We start from the raw sequence: 18,843 nt of genomic DNA, 5'->3' as shown, positions 1-18,843 counted from the left end.
AGCATGCGGTTTCCGGTGGCGTTGTGGATCAGCCGTCAGGATACCTGATCGCGCCACACGCCGGCATGGACGACGCCCCGGCACGGATTCGCACCGATCGCATACGCCAGGTCGGCCGGGCGCGCGATGTCCCACAAGGCGAAGTCGGCGCGTTGGCCCGGCGCCAGGGTGCCGGTCTCAAGCAGGCCCAGCGCGCGCGCCGCGTTGACGGTCACGCCCCGCAAGGCTTCCAGCGGCGTCAGGCGCCACAGCGTGCACGCCATGTTCATCGCGAGCAGCAGCGACGTCATGGGCGACGTGCCCGGGTTGCAGTCGGTGGCCACCGCGATCGGCACGCCCGCGTCCCGTAAGAGAGCCAGCGGCGGCATGCGCGTCTCGCGCAGGAAGTAATAGGCGCCGGGCAGCAGCACGGCCACCGTGCCCGCGCGCGCCATCGCGGCCACGCCCTCGTCCGACAGCCACTCCAGGTGATCGGCCGACAGCCCGCCGTACCGCGCCACGAGCGCCGCGCCGCCCTGGTCGGACAGCTGCTCCGCATGCAGCTTCACGGGCAGGCCGAGACGCCGCGCCACGTCGAACAGGCGCGCCGTCTGGTCGTGCGAAAAGCCGATGCGCTCGCAGAACGCGTCGACCGCATCCACGAGACCCTGCGCGGCCAGCGCCGGCAGCATCTCGCTGCACAGCATGTCGATGTAGTCGTCCGCGCGGCCCGCGTACTCGGGCGGGAGCGCGTGCGCGCCGAGGAAGGTCGTGCGGACCGTCACCGGCAGCAGCTCGCCCACGCGGCGCGCCACGCGCAGCATCGTCGCTTCGGATTCGACATCGAGGCCGTAGCCGGACTTGATTTCCAATGTCGTCACGCCCTCGGCCAGCAACGCACGGATGCGCGGCAGGCTGGCTTTCAATAAGTCGTCCTCCGATGCCGCCCTGGTGGCGCGAACGGTCGACATGATCCCGCCACCGGCCCGCGCGATGTCTTCATAGGTGGCGCCGTTCAGGCGCGCTTCCCATTCGTCGCTGCGGTTGCCCGCGTAGACGACGTGCGTGTGGCAGTCGACGAGGCCGGGTGTGAGCCACAAGCCGCCGCAATCGTGAACGGACAAAGCCGGCGGCGCCTCGGCACGCGGCCCCACCCACGCGATACGGCCGTCACGCACGGCGACGGCGCCATCGTCGAGGATCCCATAGCCATCCGCCAGCGTCGCGACGCGTGCGTTCGCGTACAGGACGTCGACGGCTTCACTCATACATGCCGTCCTCGTTGTCGAGGTCGTCCTCGTCGTCGTAGTAATGGATGTCGACGATGAAGATGGCGCCCTGCTCTGCCCGCAGCTTCCACTTCGTGTCCGGGTCGAGCACGACGGCGTCGAAGCGCACGAGGTTGATGCGCTGGTCGTCGCTGCAGAGTTCCAGGCTGTCGCCTTCGGCCAGGAACAGCACGGTGACGTCGGCGCGCGCGACGAACGTGGAGTCGCCGTCCAGCCGGCGGCGGCCGAAACGGTGCCAGCAGCGTTCCGTCCGGGTCATCACGTTGAAGTCGGTGCTGGCGCCGCGGTTCAGCTTGGCCTCCACGCGCGACTCGCCGTCGAACGCGGCGACCGGCTCGCCCTTCGACAGCAGCGTGGGTGCGCCGTCGATGTCGAGCGTCATGCCGGGACCGTCGACGAGCACCAGCGTGCGCTCGACGCCGGGGAACATGGAGAACGGGCCGTCGTTCGCGATCGTGGCGAGACTCACGCGCCAGTCGAAGTCGTCGAAGCCGGCGTCCGGTGGGAACACGGCGATTTCGGTCGTGCTGCCGCCGCCGTTCTTCCACGACACCGGTTCGAGGTTCGCATACGGAATCAGCATCGTCATGGCTTGCTTCCCTTCGTCGTTGGCATCAATGTGCGTGCAGTGTACGCGCTGCGGCCTTGTAGCGCTGCGCGATCGCGTCCTGTGCCTTGTGGCGGCCGCCCTGCACCACCCAGTGGCCGCCGGCCAGCACGTCGCGCACGAGGTTGTCGTTGCCGCTGAACAGGAAGCGGCCCAGCACCTCGTGCGGCGGCACGCCGTCCAGGTTCGGGTGCGCGCTGTCCAGCACGAGCAGGTCGGCACGCCGGCCCTGCGCGAGCACGCCGAGACGGCGCCCCGCCGCCTGCGCGCCGCCCGCCAGCGCCTGCTGCCACAGGAAAGCGCCGACGTCGCGCTCCTCACCGTGGACGGCGATATTGCGGCGCTGATGCGCGAGGCGCTGGCCGTATTCGAGCCACCGTAGTTCTTCCACGGGACTTTGCGACACGTGGCTGTCGCTGCCGATGCCGAAGCGCCCGCCGGCCGCGATGTAGGGAGACAACGGGAACAGGCCGTCGCCCAGGTTCGCTTCGGTCGTCGGACACAGGCCCGCGACGGCGCCGCTGGCCGCGATGCGGTCCCGTTCTCCGTCCGACAGATGCGTCGCGTGCACGAGGCACCAGCGCGCGTCGACGTCCACCTGCTCCATCAGATAATCCACCGGGCGCATGCCGGTCGCCTCCACGCACTGCGCCACTTCGAGCTGCTGCTCGGCGATGTGGATGTGCAGCGGCCGCCCTGCCGGCAGCGCCTGCGCCAGTTCGCGCAGCTGGCTCGCCGATACGGCGCGTAGCGAATGCGGCGCCGCGCCCACTTCCAGGTGCGGCCCGCGCAAGGGTTCCAGCGCGTCGACGATGCGCAGCACCTGCGCGGGATCCGTGCGGAAGCGTTCCTGGTCCTGGCGCAACGGCGTGTCGTTGAAGCCCGCGTACGCGTACATCACGGGCAGCAGCGTCACGCCGATGCCGGTTTCGTGCGCGGCCTGGGCGATGCGCTGCGCCGTCTCGGCCGGATGGCCATACAGATGGCCGCCCGGCGCGCGCTGCACGTAATGAAATTCGCAGACCGCCGTGTAGCCGTGGCGCAGGCATTCCGCGTACAGCTGCGCCGCCACGGCTTCCATCTGCTCGGGGGTGATGCGGTTGGCCACGCGGTACATCAGGTCGCGCCAGGTCCAGAAGCTGTCAGGTCCGCTCCCTGCGCGTTCCGTCAGCCCGCCGATGGCGCGCTGGAACGCGTGCGAATGCAGGTTGATCATGCCGGGCAGGACGTAATCCGCGCGCGCCACGCCGAGCGGCGGCGACGCCTCCGGCGCGACCTTCGTCAGGTCGCCGCGCACGTCCCATTCGAGCAGCACGTCCCGCTCCCAGCCGCCGGCCAGCAGCGCGTGGCGCGCGAACAGGGCGCTCATGCGTGGCCCCCTGCCCGTGCCCATCCAATTGCCGATTCCATGAGTTCGCGCAGCAAGGGCTGCACCTTGCCGGCAACGTCGGGCTGATAGGCGAACGGCGGCGCCTCGTCCATGTACAGGCACTGGCACATTTCGAGCTGGATCGCATGCACGCCGGCGGCCGGATCACCGTAGAAGCGCGTGATGTGGCCGCCCTTGAAGCGCCCGTTGAAGACGAACGTGAACAGGTCCTGGGAGCCGGCCACGCGCATCATCTCCCCCTGCAACTGCAGCGAGCAGGAACGGCCGTCGGCCGTGCCGAAATTCAGGTCGGGCAGGCGGCCGTCGAAAAAGCGCGGCACGACGGACGCGATCGAATGTGCATCCCACAGCACCACTTGCCCGTGCAACGCGAGCAGGCGGTCGAGTTCCGCGCGCAGTTGCCGGTGGTATGGGCGCCAGTACAGGTCCAGGCGGCGCTCGATCTCCCCGGCGTCCGGCTCGCGGCCGTCCTGGTATAACCGTTCGCGCGCGAACGTGTCGACGGGGCACAGGCGCGTCGTGTCCTGGCCGGGATACAGATTCGTGTCCTCGGGCGGCCGGTTCAGGTCGATCACGTAGCGCGACCAGCGTGCGGACAACGTGGAGGCGCCGATGCTGTCCGCGAATGCGTACAGGTCGGGCAGGTGCCAGTCCGTGTCGGCCCGCACCAGCGCGCACGGCGCCATGGTCGCCGCGATGTCGTCGGGAATGTCGGTGCCCGCATGCGGCATCGACAGCAGCAGCGGCACGGAACCCGGCTTGAACCAGAAATCCATCGTGATCCCCTGATCAGTGCAGTGAGGCGAACAAGTCCTTGCACGCGGCCGACAGCTCGCCTTCCATCACCATCCGGCGCGCCGCCTCGATGTCCGGCGCGAAGAACCGGTCTTCGTCGAACGCCGGCACGTGCTCGCGCAATTTTGCGTGGACATGTTCCAGGTGGCTGGAGCTCGTCAGCGGGCGGTGGAATTCGATCCCCTGCGCCGCCGCCAGCAGCTCGATGCCGACGATGACACCCGTATTGTGCGCCATCTGGCCGAGACGGCGCGCCGCGAATGTCGCCATGCTGACGTGGTCTTCCTGGTTGGCGGACGTCGGCAGGCTGTCGACGCTGGCCGGATGCGCCAGCGACTTGTTTTCCGATGCCAGCGCGGCCGCCGTCACGTGCGCGATCATGAAGCCGGAGTTCACGCCCGGCTCGCGCACGAGGAACGGCGGCAGGCCGGACAAAGTGGAATCGATCAGCAACGCGATGCGGCGTTCGGCCAGCGCGCCGATCTCGGCGATGGCCAGCGCCAGGATGTCGGCCGCGAATGCGACGGGTTCCGCGTGGAAATTCCCGCCAGAAATGACTTCGCCGGAGTCCGGGAACACGAGCGGGTTGTCCGTGACGGCGTTGGATTCGATGAGGAGGGTCCGGCCGGCCTGGGCGATGAGGTCCATCACGGCGCCCATCACCTGCGGCTGGCAGCGCAGGCTGTACGGGTCCTGCACGCGCTCGTCGCCGACGAGGTGCGACGCGCGGATCGCGCTGCCGGCGACCAGCTGGCGATAAATCTTCGCCGCCGCGATCTGGCCCGGCTGGCCGCGCACTTCATGCACGCGCGGGTCGAACGGGGCGTCGCTGCCGCGGGCGGCGTCCAGCGACAGCGCGCCCGAGACCATCGCCGCTTCCAGCAGGCGCTCCGCGAGGAACAGGCCGTTCAACGCGAGCGCCGTCGACACCTGCGTGCCGTTGATCAGCGCAAGACCTTCCTTCGCCGCGAGCACGACAGGCTCGATGCCGGCCGCGGCCAGCGCGGCGCGCGCGTCCATCAATTCGCCGCGCATGCGCACCTGGCCGACGCCCAGCATCGCGAGCGTCATGTGCGCCAGCGGCGCGAGGTCGCCGGACGCGCCGACCGAACCCTGCGACGGGATCGCGGGCATGATGCCGGCGTTGTACAGCGCGATCAGGGTGTCGACGATCAGCGGCCGTACGCCGGAATAGCCGCGCGCCAGGCTGCCGATCTTGGTCAGCAGGATCAGGCGCACGACGTGGTCCGGCAGCAGTTCTCCGGTGCCGACGGCGTGCGACAGGATCAGGTTCTGCTGCAGCTGTTCGAGCTGGGCCTGCGGGATGTGGCGCTTGGCCAGGATGCCGAAGCCCGTGTTGATGCCGTAGGCCGGATCGCCCTTGGCGACGATGGCCTGCACGGTGGCGGCCGACGTCTCGATGGCGGCATACGCGGCCGGCGCGAGCGTGAGCGGGCCGTGCGCGCCCCAGACGGCGCGCAGGTCGTTCAGGGACAAGGCGCCTGGTTGCAGGATGAGGTGATGGTCTTGGGTCATGGTGTCGTGATGGAGCTATGCAGTCTTACTTGATCATCGGGAGGCGCAGGCCGAAGCGCTTGGCCGTCTCGATCGCGAGTTCGTAGCCGGCATCCGCATGGCGCATCACGCCCGACGCGCAATCGTTGACGAGGACGCGGGCCAGGCGTTTATCCGCGGCCTCCGTGCCGTCCGCCACGATGACGAGGCCCGCATGCTGCGAATAGCCCATGCCGACGCCGCCGCCGTGGTGCAGCGACACCCACGTCGCGCCGCCGGCCGTGTTCAGCATGGCGTTCAGCAGGGGCCAGTCGGAGACGGCGTCGGTGCCGTCGCGCATCGCTTCCGTCTCGCGGTTCGGGCTCGCGACGGAGCCCGTGTCCAGGTGGTCGCGCCCGATCACGATCGGCGCTTTCAATTCTCCCGTGCGCACCATCTCGTTGAACGCGAGGCCGGCCAGGTGGCGCTCGCCGAGGCCGAGCCAGCAGATGCGCGCCGGCAGCCCCTGGAACGCGATGCGGTCGCGCGCCATGTCGAGCCAGCGGTGCACGCGGGCGTGCTGCGGGAACAGCTCCTTGATCTTCGCGTCGGTCTTATAAATGTCTTCCGGGTCGCCGGACAGCGCCACCCAGCGGAACGGGCCACGCCCTTCGCAGAACTGCGGGCGGATGTATGCCGGCACGAAGCCGGGGAAGTCGAACGCATTTTTCACGCCCTGGTCGAAGGCGACCTGGCGGATGTTGTTGCCGTAGTCGACGGCGTACGATCCCATCGCCTTGAAGTCGAGGATCGCCTGCACGTGCACGGCGCAGGATTCGGCCGCGGCCTGCTTCAGCGCCGCATGCTGCGCCGGGTCGCGCTGGGCCGCCAGCCACTGCTCGACGGTCCAGCCGCGCGGCAGGTAGCCGTGGATCAGGTCGTGGGCGGACGTCTGGTCCGTCACGAGGTCCGGCACCATTCCTCCCTCTTTGGCACGACGGACGAGTTCCGGCAACACGTCGGCCGCATTGCCGAGCAGGCCGATGGAGACGGCTTCCTTGCGCGCCGTGTGGTCGCGGATCATGGCCAGCGCGTCGTCGATGTCCTTCGCCTGCTTGTCGAGGTAGCGGGTGCGCAGGCGGAAATCGATGCTGCTCTGCTGGCATTCCACGTTCAGCGACACGGCGCCGGCGAACGTCGCGGCCAGCGGCTGCGCGCCGCCCATGCCGCCCAGGCCCGCGGTCAGGATCCAGCGGCCGGACATATCGCCGCCGAAGTGCTGGCGGCCCGCTTCGGCGAAGGTCTCGTAGGTACCCTGCACGATGCCCTGGGTGCCGATATAGATCCAGCTGCCGGCCGTCATCTGGCCATACATGAACAGGCCTTTGCGATCGAGCTCGTTGAAATGCTCCCACGTCGCCCACTTCGGCACGAGGTTCGAGTTCGCCAGCAGCACGCGCGGGGCGTCGGGATGCGTCTGGAACACGCCGACCGGCTTGCCGGACTGGATCAGGAGGGTCTGGTCGTCGTCGAGATCGCGCAAGGACGCGAGGATCTGGTCGAAGCAGGCCCAGTCGCGCGCCGCGCGGCCGATGCCGCCGTAGACGACGAGGCCCTGCGGGTTTTCCGCCACCTCGGCATCCAGGTTGTTCTGCAGCATGCGGTAGGCCGCCTCGGTCAGCCAGCTCTTACATGTGAGCTCGCTGCCGCGCGGGGCGCGGATGACGCGGGTGGGATCGAAACGCGGATCTCCGGCGGGAGAGGCTGTGGTCATGACGGACTCCTCGATAAGCGTTCCAGAAAGTCTAAGTTGTCTATACAACTCCGTCAAGGGCGATCATTGAAACTTGCGATACACCTGGCGGCCGCCGACCCACGTCTCGAGGACGCCGATCTTGTGGATGTCGTAGGGCGAGATCCGGAAGAGGTCGCGGTCGATGACGATGAAGTCCGCGTACTTGCCCGCTTCGAGGGAGCCCTGCGTCTGTTCCTGGTGGCCGGCATAGGCCGCGTCGAGCGTGAAGCAGCGGAAGGCTTCTTTCAGGGACATCTCCTGCTCGGGATACCAGCCGGCGATCGGATTGCCGTTTGCGTCCTGGCGCGTGACGGCCGCGTGGATGCCGAAGAACGGGTTCGGCGCCTCGACGGGGAAATCCGAGCCGCACGCGATGCGCGACCCCTGCGCGAGGAACGTGCGCCACGCGTACGCACCCTTGATGCGCTCGGGGCCGATGCGCTGCTCGGCCATGTTCTTGTCGGACGTCGCGTGCGTCGGCTGCATCGACGGGATGATGCCGATGCGCTTGAAGCGCGGGATGTCGGCCAGGGTCACGACCTGCGCGTGCTCGATCCGGTGGCGCAGCGCCCGGCCGCGGTTGGCCGGGATCTCCTTCGCGAAGGTGTCGAGGATTTGCCGGTTGCCGGCGTCGCCGATCGCGTGCACGTTGACCTGGTAGCCCTTCTTCATGGCCTTGGCGATCATCGCGTCGATCTCGCCGTTCGAGTGGAACAGCAGGCCGTGCGAATGGGGATCGTCCGTGTACGGCGCCAGCAATGCGGCGCCGCGGCTGCCCAGCGCGCCGTCGGCGTACAGCTTCACGGCGCGCAGCGCGTACATGTCGTGGCCGTACGTGTTCAGCGGGCCGTTCTGCGCCAGCTGGTCGAAGTCGGCGCCGGTGCCACCGATCATCGCGTAGATGCGCGCCGTCAGCTTGCCGTGGTCCGCGTAATCGCGGTACAGCCGGTCCTGGGCGATGCCGATGCCCGCGTCGTGCGCGCTCGTGAGGCCGACGCTGGACATCGTGCCCAGCGCGCGGTCGAGCATCGTGCGCGCTTCCTGTTCGGTCGGTTGCGGTAGCACCTTCTGGATCATCGCCTGCGCGGCATCCACCAGCACGCCCGTCGCATGGCCGGCGGCGTCGCGCACGATCTTGCCGCCGACCGGGTCCGGCGTCTGGTCCGTGATACCGGCCAGCGCCAGCGCGCGGCCGTTGGCCCAGCCGGCGTGGCCGTCGACGCGTTCCAGCCACACGGGCCGGTCGGCCACGACGCCATCGAGTTCCCGCGCGGTCGGGAAGCGCCCGAGCTTCCAGTTCTCCTGGTTCCAGCCGCGCCCGCGCACCCACGCGGCCCTGGCGTTGCCGCGCGCGTAGTCGCGGATGGCGGCCAGGGCCTGCGGCAGCGACGTCGTGGCCGACAGGTCGAGCTGCGTCAGCATCTCGCCCAGGCCGAACACGTGGCCGTGCGCGTCGATGAGACCCGGCAGCACGGTGCGGCCGGCCATGTCGACGTGCTTCGCCTGCGGGGCCTTCGCAGCGACGTCGGCGGCGGTGCCGACGGCGAGGATGCGGCCGGCGTCGTCGAACGCGAGCGACGCGAACTGGATGACGTCGCCCTTCGCGTTCAGCGTGTAGCCGTTGGCGTTGTCGATGACGGTGGTGGCGTGGGCCGTGGCGGTGGTGAGGGCCAGGGCGATCAGGGTGTGCCTGAGTTGCTTGTGGCGGGGGCGCATCGGGGTCTCCGTTGTCGTTGTGGATGAACCGGGGTACGGCTCAATAGCAAGAAACAGAGTGTATAGAAATTTACATTGTGGTCAATCGCGGGCCTGTGGTTCGATCGCAAGAACCGGAGGGTGCGGCGTTTTACGCGGTGGTCCAATCGTGTTTTTTCACCGGAGATAACGATGCTCACCCTGTACGATTACCTGCCCTCGCAGAACGCCTGGAAAGTCCGCCTGCTGCTGAACCATCTCGACATCCCCTATCGCACGGAGATCGTGCGCATCTTCGAAGGCGAAGGCCAGCGTCCCGACTTCCTTGCCGTGAATCCGACCGGCGCCGTGCCCGCGCTGCGCCTGCCCGACGGCCGCACGCTGGCCGAATCGAACGCCATCCTGACGTACCTGGCGCACGGCACGCCGTATCTGCCTTCCGATCCGTTCGGCGGGGCGAAGGTGCAGCAATGGCTGTCGTTCGAACAGGATCACGTGGCATCGATCGCGACCTTGCGCCACTGGACGCTGACCGGCAAGCTGGCGCGGCGCGCGCCGGCGCTGGTCGACCGCCTGCGCCGCGTCGCGGACAAGGCGCTGGCGATCCTCGACCGCGAACTGACGCAACGCCCGTTCATCGCGGGCGGCGCGTACACGGTCGCCGACATGTCGCTGTTTGCGTACGTCCACCGGACCGACGAAGCCGGGCTGGCGCTGGCTGACTACCCCGGCATCGTCGGGTGGATCGCCCGCGTGCGTGCGCAACCGGGATTCCTCGGCACCGTGCATCCGTACTCGATCGATCCGTTCTCGGGCGGCGAGCTGCCGTGAGGGGCGCGCTTACTCGAGCTGGATGCGCGTGATGTAGTACCCCGGATAGGCGGCGCCCTGGCCCTGCCAGATGAGGGTGTCGATGGTCTTGCCGGCCGCGTTGATGTCCTTCAGCGGCACTTCGACGGCGGCCCACGTCTTCGCCTTCAGCTGGATGGCGAAGTCGGCCTCGATCGCCTTGCCGTCGGCCATGGTCTTGACCATCAGGGTCTGGCCGCCGTTCATTCCGCCGTTGATGACGAAGGTCAGCTTGCTGTAGCCCTCGGTGGAAAACGGTTCGTGGTGCAGGGCGAGCGCGCTCCACGGCTCGCCTTCGACGCGGATCGGCTTGCCGTTCCCGACCGGCACCGACAACTGCGTCTTCGCCCAGCTCCAGTTCTGGAAACCGTTCTTCAATTCGTCATCGTAAATGACGAGGGGTTGCGGCAGGTCCCCGGCCCGGGCCAGGCTCCCGCCAGACACGCTGGCCACGCCGAGGGTGGCCAGGAACAGGCGACGCGATACGCTCATGGTTGTCTCCGTTGGATTATCGTTGTATGCCCGCAAAGGTGCAGGTTCCTCGATGCTACGACGGAAACGTATGCATGCCTAACATCTGGTAAAAATTCTACTTCCCTTAGCACATTTCATAAATTCGGGGTCAGAGCACATTTTTCCTGAAATTCGGGGTCAGAGCACTTTTTGCTACAACGTCATGCGTTCAATTGAGCCGTATCCATGGCTGCGAATACGTCTTGGCTAACGTCGTGACTTTCACTCAACTACGCCTGCCATGTCACGACATAAACGCCTGATCCTGCCCGCGGTGCCGCTTCACATCATCCAGCGTGGGAACAATCGCGGCCCCTGCTTTACGGGCACCGCTGACTACCTGGTCTACTTGACGCTGCTACGCAAGTACGCGGCCGAGGCTGCATGCCATATCCATGCCTACGTGCTCATGACCAATCACGTGCACTTGCTGCTGTCGACCGGCAGCCGTACCGGCCCAAGCGACCTCATGCGACGGCTCGGCCAGCATTACGTCCAGTATTTCAATCGTCGGCACGGACGCAGCGGGACCTTGTGGGAAGGCAGATTCCGCTCCTGTCTCGTCGACACCGAACAATATCTATTGGTCTGCCAGCGCTACATCGAGCTGAATCCCGTGCGCGCACGAATGGTCAAGACGCCAGAGGCCTACCCCTGGTCGAGCTATCGCGCGAACGCGCTGGGTGCCGACGATCCACTGGTGACGCCGCATGTGGTCTATGCCAGCCTGGGCGCACACGACGTCGACCGGCGCGCGGCCTATCGCCACCTGTTCCTTGAAGACTTGACCGAACAATTGCTCGCAGAGATCCGACATGCGAGCAACAGCAGCCGGCCACTTGGTCCGGCATCGTTCCTTGATGAGGTCACACATGCGTCAGGGCGGCCGCCGGTGCAGCGACGTCTTGGAAGGCCTCGCACCGGCGAAAAACAATTGTCCTGAAATGTGCTCTGACCCCGAATTTGGCCGGAAATGTGCTCTGACCCCGAATTTTTAGGCGGCGTCGTGGAAGATGATGCCCAGCGTGTGCCGCTGCCCGCTGTGCACGCGGCTGACGCCGTGGCGCATGTTGACGCGGTAGATGCCGCGCGTGCCGTTGACGGGGCGCGTGTGCACGGGGAAGACGACGGCATCGCCCTGCCCCAGCGGCACCACTTCGACGCGCGACTGCATGCGCGGCCGCTGTTCCGTCAGGACGAATTCGCCGCCGCTGAAATCGACGCCGGGGCGCGACAGCAGTACGGCCACCTGCAACGGGAAGACGAAATCGCCGTACAGGTCCTGGTGCAGGCAGTTGTAATCGCCCGCACCGTATTGCAGCAACAGGGGTGTCGGCCGCAACTGGCCGGCCGCGTGGCAGCGCGCCAGGTAATCGCCGTGCGCGTCCGGGTAGCGCTCCTCCAGCCCGAGCGCCGCCTGCCAGCGGTTGGCGATGCGTGCCAGCGGCGGGTACAGCGCGGTGCGCAGGCCCGAAAGCCCGGGCGGCAGCGGATACGCGTAATAGCGATATTCTCCGCGCCCGAAGCCGTGCCGCTCCATCACGACGCGGCTGCGGAATCGCGCGTCGTCAGCATAGCCGGCCGCATACGCCGCGCACTGGTCCGCATCCAGCAGGGACGGCAGCACGGCGCAGCCGAAGGCGTCGAGGTCGTCGGCGACGCGGTCCCAGTCGATACTCATGATGCCTCGGCCTCGCGCTTGAGCAGCGCCTGCTTGCGTTCGACGCCCCAGCGGTAGCCGGAGATCGAGCCGTCGTTGCGCACCACGCGATGGCACGGAATCGCCACCGCCACCGGATTGGCGGCGCAGGCGCCGGCGATGGCGCGCGCGCCCTGCGGCATGCCGAGGCGCGCGGCCAGTTCGGCGTAGCCGACCGTCTGCCCGGCCGGGATCTGGCGCAGCGCCTGCCACACGCGCTGCTGGAACGCGGTGCCGCGCACGTCGAGCGGCAGGTCGAGCCCGAGACGCGGCGCCTCGACGAAGGCGACGACCTGCGCCACCGTGCGTTCAAAGCCGGGTTCGGCGCCGATCAGCTCGGCCTTCGGAAAGCGGTCCTGCAGGTCGCGCACGAGGGCGTCCGGATCGTCGCCCAGCAGGATGCAGCAGATGCCCTTGTCGGTCGCGGCGACGAGCAGCGCGCCCAGCGAGCACGCCGCCACGGCGAAGCGGATCGCTTCCCCGCCGCCGCCCGCGCGATAGCGTTTCGGCGTCATGCCCAGCACGCCGGACGACGCGGCATAGAAGCGGCCGCTGGAATTGAAGCCGGCGTCGTAGGCGGCCGCGGTGACGCTGCCCGCCTGCGCCAGCCCCTGCTTCAAGCGCTCGGCCCGGCGCGCCGCCGCATAGGCCTTCGGCGTGATGCCCGTGTGCGCCTTGAAGATGCGATGGAAGTGGAAGCGGCTCATGCCACAGGCCTCGGCCAGGCTGGCGAGGTCCGGTTCTTCCTCGGCGGCCTCGATCAGGCGGCACGCCTTCGCCACGGCCTCGGCCTGGCGTTCGGCCAGCGGCGCCGCGTCCGGGCGGCAGCGCAGGCAGGCGCGAAAACCCGCCGCCTCGGCATCGTGCGGCGTCGCGTGGAAAGCGACGTTGGCGCGGCGCGGCGTGCGCGACGGACACGAGGGCCGGCAGTACACGCCCGTGCTGCGCACGGAATAATAAAACTGGCCGTCGGCTTCGCGCGCGCGGGCGACCACGGCGGCCCAGCGCTCGTCGTCGGTGAGCCAGGCGGCAGCGGATTGGGGGATGGTGGCGGTGTTCATCTCGGTCTCCAGATTCTCGATGGCCCCATCGTAAGCGCGGGCGTTGCGGCAAACACTTCGGGTCTTGCTTTCGAATTCGCGATGCTAGAATGTCACCTCCCCGACGAGGTGACAGATTCCGGAGAGTAGTTTGGACGAACAGATCGCGCAAGACAGCACGCCCATTTTCCAGCGTATCAAGGATTATCTGCTCGGCGAGATCGCGTCGGGCCGCTGGAAGGAAGGCGACCTGGTGCCGTCCGAGCAGGCGCTCGTGCGCCAGTTCGGCGTCTCGCGCATGACCGTCAACCGCGCCGTGCGCGAGCTGACGGCGGAACAGGTGCTCACGCGCCGCCAGGGTTCGGGCACCTACGTCGCACCGCAGAAGTACCAGGCGACGCTGGTCGAGATCCGCAACATCGCCGACGAGGTGCGCGCGCGCGGCCACGTGCATGCGAGCCATCCGCGCCTGCTGGAACACAGCCCGGCGGGCGAGACGCTGGCGCGCCAGTTCGAACTGGAACCCGGCACGCCGCTGTTCCATTCGCTGATCGTCCACGACGAGAACGGCCAGCCGATCCAGGTCGAGGACCGCTGGGTCAATCCGGCCTGCGCGCCCGCCTACCTGGACCAGGACTTCGCGCGCATCACGCCCAACGAACACCTGATGGAAGCGGCGCCGCTGCAGGGTGCCACGTACAGCATCGAAGCGCTGCCGGCGCCGCGCGAAGTGGCGGAGATGCTCGGTGTCGCACCCGGCACGTCGTGCCTCGTGCTCAAGCGCCGCACGACGTCGGGCGGCCGGGTGGCCTCGGTCGTGACGATGTGGCACCCGGGACATTTATATAAATTCACGGGCAGCGTCGGCTGATTGTGGTGATAATTGGTGAGGTCAATCAGGAACCTTGAGCATGTTGAGATTTTGTACAAAGCTCACGAACACGTTCCAAAAAAATCGGTTATTATTCCGATTAAACCCCGCCTGACATCCTCTTGCAGCTCTTCCACTATTGAATATTGCACACATTGGCACCACCTTTGTGCAGCAAGCCAGTCTGACAAGTACGGGAACCGGCTGACACTACCGAGCAGGATCGACGAGAGTCCGAAAGACCTGCAGGCGTTAATTACTTACCTCTCTTGAGGAAAACATGAGCGAAAACATCAAACACATCAGCGATGCATCTTTCGAAACCGACGTGCTCAAATCCGAGCGCCCGGTCCTGGTCGACTTCTGGGCCGAGTGGTGCGGCCCCTGCAAGATGATCGCGCCGATCCTGGAAGAAGTCGCGAAAGAATACGACGGCAAGCTGCTGATCGCGAAGATGGACGTCGATGCGAACCAGGCCGTTCCGGCCAAGTTCGGCATCCGCGGCATCCCCACGCTGATCCTGTTCAAGAACGGTGTCGCAGCCGCCCAGAAAGTCGGCGCAATGGCAAAAGGCCAGCTGACTGCTTTCATCGATAGCAACATCTGATACCATAGGTGGCGGCAGCGCGCCCGCACTGCCGCCTGTTCCGGACCGGGTAGGCGATCGATTCCGATCCTATCCCTTTGATTAACCCACGCAGTTCCCTCCCCTACCTTTACTTTCCCGTCACGGGACACCCGACACATGCACTTATCTGAACTGAAGGCAATGCACGTCTCCGCCCTTCTGGAGATGGCGATCAGCCTGGATATCGACAACGCAGCTCGCCTGCGCAAACAAGAACTGATGTTCGCGATCCTCAAGAAGCGCGCGAAACAGGGCGAACAGATTTTCGGCGACGGTGCGCTCGAAGTGTTGCCGGACGGGTTCGGTTTCCTGCGTTCGCCGGATGCGAGCTACATGGCTTCCACCGACGACATCTACATCTCGCCATCGCAGATCCGCCGTTTCAACCTGCATACGGGTGACTCGATCGAAGGCGAGGTCCGCACGCCGAAGGACGGCGAGCGCTACTTCGCGCTGGTGAAGGTAGACAAGGTCAATGGCGAATCGCCGGAAGCCTCGAAACACCGCATCCTGTTCGAGAACCTGACGCCGCTGCATCCGAACGAGCCGCTGCGCCTCGAGCGCGACATGAACGGCGCGGAAAACATCACCGGCCGCATCGTCGACCTGATCTCGCCGATCGGCAAGGGCCAGCGCGGCCTGCTGGTCGCCTCGCCGAAGTCGGGCAAGTCGGTCATGCTGCAGCACATCGCCCACGCGATCACCGCCAACCACCCGGACTGCACGCTGATCGTCCTCCTGATCGACGAACGTCCCGAGGAAGTGACGGAGATGCAACGCTCGGTGCGCGGCGAAGTCGTCGCGTCGACCTTCGACGAACCGGCCACCCGTCACGTGCAGGTCGCGGAGATGGTGCTGGAGAAGGCCAAGCGCCTCGTCGAGATGAAGAAGGACGTCGTGATCCTGCTGGACTCGATCACCCGCCTGGCACGCGCCTACAACACCGTGATCCCGGCCTCGGGCAAGGTGCTGACCGGCGGCGTCGACGCCAACGCGCTGCAGCGTCCGAAGCGTTTCTTCGGCGCCGCGCGTAACGTCGAGGAAGGCGGCTCGCTGACGATCGTCGCGACCGCGCTGATCGAGACCGGCTCGCGCATGGACGACGTGATTTACGAGGAATTCAAGGGCACCGGCAACATGGAAGTCCACCTCGAGCGCCGCCTGGCCGAGAAGCGCGTCTACCCGGCGATCAACCTGAACAAGTCGGGCACCCGCCGCGAGGAACTGCTGATCAAGCCGGACCAGCTGCAGAAGATCTGGATCCTGCGTAAGCTGCTGTACTCGATGGACGAGATCGAGGCGATGGAGTTCATCCTCGACAAGATGCGCGCGACCAAGACCAACGTCGAATTCTTCGACCTGATGCGTCGCGGCGGCTGATCCTCCAGCCCTGGCATCGAACGGAAAAGGCGAGTCGTACTCGCCTTTTCTGCTTTATGCGGTACGATTCATCTAGGTCAAGCCGAGGGTGGTACGGGCGCGGAAAATCCGCACCAAGACAACCATGGAGGCCAAGATGATCTTCAACGAATTACGCGACGTCCCGGCGCGGCACGACAAGGACGTCGTGCTCGACCGCCGGCTGACGGTTCTCGAAACCCGCTTCGACACCACGCTGACCATGTTACCCAACAAAGCAGACCTGTCGGAACTGAAGGCCGAACTCAAGGCTGACATCCATGGCCAATCGGCCCACCTGAGCAAGTGGATGGCGGCAACCGCCATCACGATGCTCATCGGCTTCGGCCTCGGTTTCGGCGGCATGATCCTCACCATGATGTCGCGCCTGCATGGCGCCTGAACGGTGCAGAAACGGCGCAGCAACAGCGCCGGTTGCCTTGGGCGCAGGGCTGGCTTATAATCGCCGGTTCCGTATCCAACCCTGGCAAGTGATCGGCAATCGGGTCAAGAAGCAGGTCGACCGACGAAGTGCCGTTTGGCTACCAACCTAACCAAGGCAAAACCATGAAGACCGATATCCATCCGGATTACCGCGAAGTCGTGTTCCACGACCTGTCCTGCGATTTCAAATTCATCACCCGTTCGACCATCTCTACCCGCGAAACCATCAATTTCGAAGGTAAAGACTACCCGCTGGTCAAGATCGAGGTGTCCGCTGAATCGCACCCGTTCTTTACCGGCAAGCACAAGATCGTCGACACCGCTGGCCGCGTTGAAAAATTCCGCCAGAAGTTCGGCTCGGTCGGTTCGAAGACCAGCGTCGCCAACGGCTAATTCCCGACGAGCGAACATCCGGGAAGCCTTCGGGCCTCCCCAAAGGAAGCCCGGGGGCTTCCTTTTTTTTCGTCGTTGCCCACCCACGTTACGCCTCGTAGCAATACCACCCGCGACGCTTTGCCACGGTCCCCTTATACTACGCGACATTAATTTATTGCATTACTTCGCGCGCTATCGATGAAACCCGTCCGCCTACCCGCCGCCGCCACCCTCGCGCTGCCACGCTGGGCTTTGTACGCACTCGGCCTGTTGTACATCCTGCCGGGCCTGATCGGGCGTGACCCGTGGAAGGATGATGCCGCCAGCTTCGGCATCATGTGGACGATGGCGCACGGCGGCATCCAGGACTGGCTGATGCCGCACATCGCCGGCCTTCCCGCGCCCGAGGAAGGGCCGCTGGCGTTCTGGCTCGGCGCACTGTGCATCAAACTGTTCGGCTGGCTCCTGGGCGACGTGCTCGGGGCGCGCATCTCGACCATCGGCATCTTCGCGCTCGGCACGGTATCGCTGTGGCACACGGCATTCCACCTCGGCCGGCGTTCGGAAGCCCAGCCGCTGCGCCTGGCCTTCGGCGGCCAGCCCGAGCCGGACGATTATGGCCGCACACTGGCCGACACGGCCGTCCTGATCTACCTCGGCTGCCTGGGCTTGCTGCTGCACAGCCACGAGACGTTGGCCGTCACATTGCAGGGCGCGCTGCTGTCGTGGTTCCTGTTCCGCTCGGTGCGCTATATCGAGGACAGCACGCCGCGCAACGCCGTGTACGTCGGCGCAGCGCTGGGCCTGCTCACCTTGACGCGCGGCTTCGCGCCGCCGCTGGCCCTGCTGGCCGCCCTGTACCTGTGCATCCGCTTCCTCAAGCTGCCGTCGGCCTCCCTGCTGCGCCATCTCGGCCAGGCCGCGGGCACCGCGCTGCTCATCACGCTCGTATGGGCCATCCCGGCCACGCTGGCGCATCCGTACGGCCTGTCGCCCGTCGGCGGCTGGCTGGCCTGGAATGCCGAGCAGCTGAGCGTGCCAGGCTGGCATGCGATCAAGGCCTTCTTCCGCGTCGGCATCTGGTATTTCTGGCCGGCGTGGCCGTTCGCCGCCTGGACCGCCTGGGCCTGGCGCCGCCAGCACGGGCTGCTGCACATCATCCTGCCGACCTGCTTCGTCGGCGTGCTGACGCTCGTGATCCTGTGCGACCCGATTCCCGAAAGCGGCGACCTGCTGAAGCTGCTGCCGCCGATGGCGCTGATGGCCGCGTTCGGCCTGCCGACGATGAAGCGCGGCGCGATCAATGCGATCGACTGGTTCTCCGTGATGGTTCTGACGCTGCTGGGCGGCCTCGTCTGGGTGTTCTGGATCGCCAAGCTGACGGGCTGGCCCGCGCAATTCGCCAAGAACGCCCTCAAGCTGGTCCCGGGCTTCAAGCCGGAATTCGGCATCGTCGCCTTCCTCGTCGCGGCCGCAACGACGGTCGGCTGGATCTTCCTCGTGCACTGGCGCCTGTCGCGCCAGCCTTCCGTGCTGTGGCGGGCCGTGGTGCTGTCGTCGGGCGGCCTGATCCTGCTGTGGGTGCTGCTGATGACGCTGTTCCTGCCGGACCTGAACTACGGCAAGAGCTACGCCAGCGTGGCCCAGCAGATCGCCGCGCGCCTGCCGGCCGGCGCGGACTGCATCGACACGAACGTCGGCGCGCCCCAGCGTGCGTCGTTCGCCTACTTCGGCCACTTGCCGTTCGCGCCCGTCGACGGCGGCGCGTGCAGCTATCTGCTGCTGCAGGACAGCGTCGGCCAGAAGGTGCCTGCCCAGTCGGGCGCGATGCAGAACGGCGCGCTCGTGCGCGGCGGTGCGGCGCTGCCGTTCCACGGCCGCGACTGGACGCTGCTGTGGGAAGGCCGCCGCCCGTCCGACCGCGACGAACGCTTCCGCCTGTACCGGCGCGTGCGCTGCGCGCCCCGCGGCGCCGCACGTCC

17 protein-coding genes and 1 pseudogene are annotated in these 18,843 nt (G+C 66.7%); 8 read left to right on the top strand and 10 right to left on the bottom strand.

Annotated features, from left to right (window positions below; all coding sequences use genetic code 11):
- Nucleotides 1–35: 35 nt before the first annotated feature.
- The 7 genes from hutI to ACEN9H_RS01480 form a co-directional block, all read right to left on the bottom strand.
- Nucleotides 36–1,247, bottom strand: a complete 1,212-nt coding sequence (gene hutI, locus ACEN9H_RS01510) for an imidazolonepropionase (protein WP_413673540.1) — start codon at nt 1,245–1,247, stop codon at nt 36–38.
- The gene (locus tag ACEN9H_RS01505; RefSeq protein WP_056124506.1) at nt 1,240–1,857 is read right to left on the bottom strand and encodes a HutD family protein; all 618 of its coding nucleotides are present in this window, start codon (nt 1,855–1,857) and stop codon (nt 1,240–1,242) included. The genes hutI and ACEN9H_RS01505 overlap by 8 nt, the downstream gene beginning before the upstream one ends.
- A 25-nt stretch (nt 1,858–1,882) precedes the next feature.
- The gene (locus ACEN9H_RS01500; protein ID WP_413673539.1) at nt 1,883–3,244 is read right to left on the bottom strand and encodes a formimidoylglutamate deiminase; all 1,362 of its coding nucleotides are present in this window, start codon (nt 3,242–3,244) and stop codon (nt 1,883–1,885) included.
- Complete coding sequence (gene hutG, locus ACEN9H_RS01495) at nt 3,241–4,041, bottom strand: N-formylglutamate deformylase (RefSeq protein WP_413673538.1); 801 nt, start codon at nt 4,039–4,041, stop codon at nt 3,241–3,243. Before hutG ends, ACEN9H_RS01500 begins: the two co-directional genes overlap by 4 nt.
- 13 nt (nt 4,042–4,054) lie before the next feature.
- Nucleotides 4,055–5,596 (bottom strand): histidine ammonia-lyase, encoded by a 1,542-nt coding sequence (hutH, locus tag ACEN9H_RS01490; RefSeq protein WP_413673537.1) that lies wholly within the window; start codon nt 5,594–5,596, stop codon nt 4,055–4,057.
- Nucleotides 5,597–5,621: 25 nt separating this feature from the next.
- Nucleotides 5,622–7,328, bottom strand: coding sequence for a urocanate hydratase (gene hutU, locus ACEN9H_RS01485; protein ID WP_413673536.1), 1,707 nt, complete (start codon nt 7,326–7,328; stop codon nt 5,622–5,624).
- A 63-nt stretch (nt 7,329–7,391) separates the two neighbouring features.
- Nucleotides 7,392–9,065 (bottom strand): amidohydrolase, encoded by a 1,674-nt coding sequence (locus ACEN9H_RS01480; RefSeq protein ID WP_413673535.1) that lies wholly within the window; start codon nt 9,063–9,065, stop codon nt 7,392–7,394.
- Nucleotides 9,066–9,236: 171 nt separating this feature from the next.
- On the opposite strand from ACEN9H_RS01480, the gene ACEN9H_RS01475 reads away from it, so the two are divergent.
- On the top strand, nt 9,237–9,875 hold the full coding sequence (locus ACEN9H_RS01475) for a glutathione S-transferase family protein (RefSeq protein WP_413673534.1): 639 nt from the start codon (nt 9,237–9,239) through the stop codon (nt 9,873–9,875).
- Between the two features lie 9 nt (nt 9,876–9,884).
- Here the strand turns inward: ACEN9H_RS01475 and ACEN9H_RS01470 are convergent, their stop codons facing one another.
- Nucleotides 9,885–10,385 carry a hypothetical protein gene (locus tag ACEN9H_RS01470; protein WP_413673533.1) on the bottom strand — a complete coding sequence of 167 codons (501 nt, stop codon included), beginning with the start codon at nt 10,383–10,385 and terminating at the stop codon, nt 9,885–9,887.
- 262 nt (nt 10,386–10,647) lie between these two features.
- Between ACEN9H_RS01470 and ACEN9H_RS01465 the strand changes: the two genes are divergently transcribed.
- Nucleotides 10,648–11,349, top strand: a complete 702-nt coding sequence (locus tag ACEN9H_RS01465; RefSeq protein ID WP_413673532.1) for a transposase — start codon at nt 10,648–10,650, stop codon at nt 11,347–11,349.
- Nucleotides 11,350–11,400: 51 nt separating this feature from the next.
- Here the strand turns inward: ACEN9H_RS01465 and ACEN9H_RS01460 are convergent, their stop codons facing one another.
- Nucleotides 11,401–12,087 (bottom strand): 2OG-Fe(II) oxygenase, encoded by a 687-nt coding sequence (locus ACEN9H_RS01460; protein ID WP_413673531.1) that lies wholly within the window; start codon nt 12,085–12,087, stop codon nt 11,401–11,403.
- Nucleotides 12,084–13,166, bottom strand: a complete 1,083-nt coding sequence (gene ada / locus ACEN9H_RS01455; RefSeq protein ID WP_413673530.1) for a bifunctional DNA-binding transcriptional regulator/O6-methylguanine-DNA methyltransferase Ada — start codon at nt 13,164–13,166, stop codon at nt 12,084–12,086. Before ada ends, ACEN9H_RS01460 begins: the two co-directional genes overlap by 4 nt.
- 130 nt (nt 13,167–13,296) lie before the next feature.
- Here ada and hutC point away from each other — a divergent pair, with 130 nt between their 5' ends.
- From hutC to ACEN9H_RS01425, 6 genes and pseudogenes are all read left to right on the top strand, one after another.
- A complete protein-coding gene (gene hutC / locus ACEN9H_RS01450) occupies nt 13,297–14,016 on the top strand; it encodes a histidine utilization repressor (RefSeq protein ID WP_413343044.1) in 720 nt (239 codons plus the stop codon).
- Nucleotides 14,017–14,296: 280 nt separating this feature from the next.
- The gene (gene trxA, locus ACEN9H_RS01445; protein WP_036236119.1) at nt 14,297–14,623 is read left to right on the top strand and encodes a thioredoxin TrxA; all 327 of its coding nucleotides are present in this window, start codon (nt 14,297–14,299) and stop codon (nt 14,621–14,623) included.
- Nucleotides 14,624–14,761: 138 nt separating this feature from the next.
- On the top strand, nt 14,762–16,024 hold the full coding sequence (gene rho / locus ACEN9H_RS01440) for a transcription termination factor Rho (RefSeq protein ID WP_413343042.1): 1,263 nt from the start codon (nt 14,762–14,764) through the stop codon (nt 16,022–16,024).
- A 124-nt stretch (nt 16,025–16,148) separates the two neighbouring features.
- On the top strand, nt 16,149–16,445 hold the full coding sequence (locus ACEN9H_RS01435; protein ID WP_413673529.1) for a hypothetical protein: 297 nt from the start codon (nt 16,149–16,151) through the stop codon (nt 16,443–16,445).
- A 164-nt stretch (nt 16,446–16,609) separates the two neighbouring features.
- Nucleotides 16,610–16,879, top strand: coding sequence for a type B 50S ribosomal protein L31 (locus ACEN9H_RS01430; RefSeq protein WP_056124537.1), 270 nt, complete (start codon nt 16,610–16,612; stop codon nt 16,877–16,879).
- 180 nt (nt 16,880–17,059) lie between these two features.
- Nucleotides 17,060–18,811 (top strand): annotated as a pseudogene (locus ACEN9H_RS01425) (ArnT family glycosyltransferase); the annotation flags it as partial.
- Nucleotides 18,812–18,843: the final 32 nt, after the last annotated feature.

The sequence above is a fragment of the Massilia cellulosiltytica genome, assembly GCF_047325105.1.
GTDB lineage: Bacteria > Pseudomonadota > Gammaproteobacteria > Burkholderiales > Burkholderiaceae_D > Telluria > Telluria orientalis.
This window is presented reverse-complemented; position numbering and strand designations above follow the sequence as displayed.

Excerpts from the sequence above, each read along its gene's own strand:
- hutI (WP_413673540.1), bottom strand. The coding sequence starts at position 1,247 with ATGAGTGAAGCCGTCGACGTCCTGTACGCGAACGCACGCGTCGCGACG.
- ACEN9H_RS01505 (WP_056124506.1), bottom strand. The coding sequence starts at position 1,857 with ATGACGATGCTGATTCCGTATGCGAACCTCGAACCGGTGTCGTGGAAG.
- ACEN9H_RS01500 (WP_413673539.1), bottom strand. The coding sequence starts at position 3,244 with ATGAGCGCCCTGTTCGCGCGCCACGCGCTGCTGGCCGGCGGCTGGGAG.
- hutG (WP_413673538.1), bottom strand. The coding sequence starts at position 4,041 with ATGGATTTCTGGTTCAAGCCGGGTTCCGTGCCGCTGCTGCTGTCGATG.
- hutH (WP_413673537.1), bottom strand. The coding sequence starts at position 5,596 with ATGACCCAAGACCATCACCTCATCCTGCAACCAGGCGCCTTGTCCCTG.
- hutU (WP_413673536.1), bottom strand. The coding sequence starts at position 7,328 with ATGACCACAGCCTCTCCCGCCGGAGATCCGCGTTTCGATCCCACCCGC.
- ACEN9H_RS01480 (WP_413673535.1), bottom strand. The coding sequence starts at position 9,065 with ATGCGCCCCCGCCACAAGCAACTCAGGCACACCCTGATCGCCCTGGCC.
- ACEN9H_RS01475 (WP_413673534.1), top strand. The coding sequence starts at position 9,237 with ATGCTCACCCTGTACGATTACCTGCCCTCGCAGAACGCCTGGAAAGTC.
- ACEN9H_RS01470 (WP_413673533.1), bottom strand. The coding sequence starts at position 10,385 with ATGAGCGTATCGCGTCGCCTGTTCCTGGCCACCCTCGGCGTGGCCAGC.
- ACEN9H_RS01465 (WP_413673532.1), top strand. The coding sequence starts at position 10,648 with ATGTCACGACATAAACGCCTGATCCTGCCCGCGGTGCCGCTTCACATC.
- ACEN9H_RS01460 (WP_413673531.1), bottom strand. The coding sequence starts at position 12,087 with ATGAGTATCGACTGGGACCGCGTCGCCGACGACCTCGACGCCTTCGGC.
- ada (WP_413673530.1), bottom strand. The coding sequence starts at position 13,166 with ATGAACACCGCCACCATCCCCCAATCCGCTGCCGCCTGGCTCACCGAC.
- trxA (WP_036236119.1), top strand. The coding sequence starts at position 14,297 with ATGAGCGAAAACATCAAACACATCAGCGATGCATCTTTCGAAACCGAC.
- rho (WP_413343042.1), top strand. The coding sequence starts at position 14,762 with ATGCACTTATCTGAACTGAAGGCAATGCACGTCTCCGCCCTTCTGGAG.
- ACEN9H_RS01435 (WP_413673529.1), top strand. The coding sequence starts at position 16,149 with ATGGAGGCCAAGATGATCTTCAACGAATTACGCGACGTCCCGGCGCGG.
- ACEN9H_RS01430 (WP_056124537.1), top strand. The coding sequence starts at position 16,610 with ATGAAGACCGATATCCATCCGGATTACCGCGAAGTCGTGTTCCACGAC.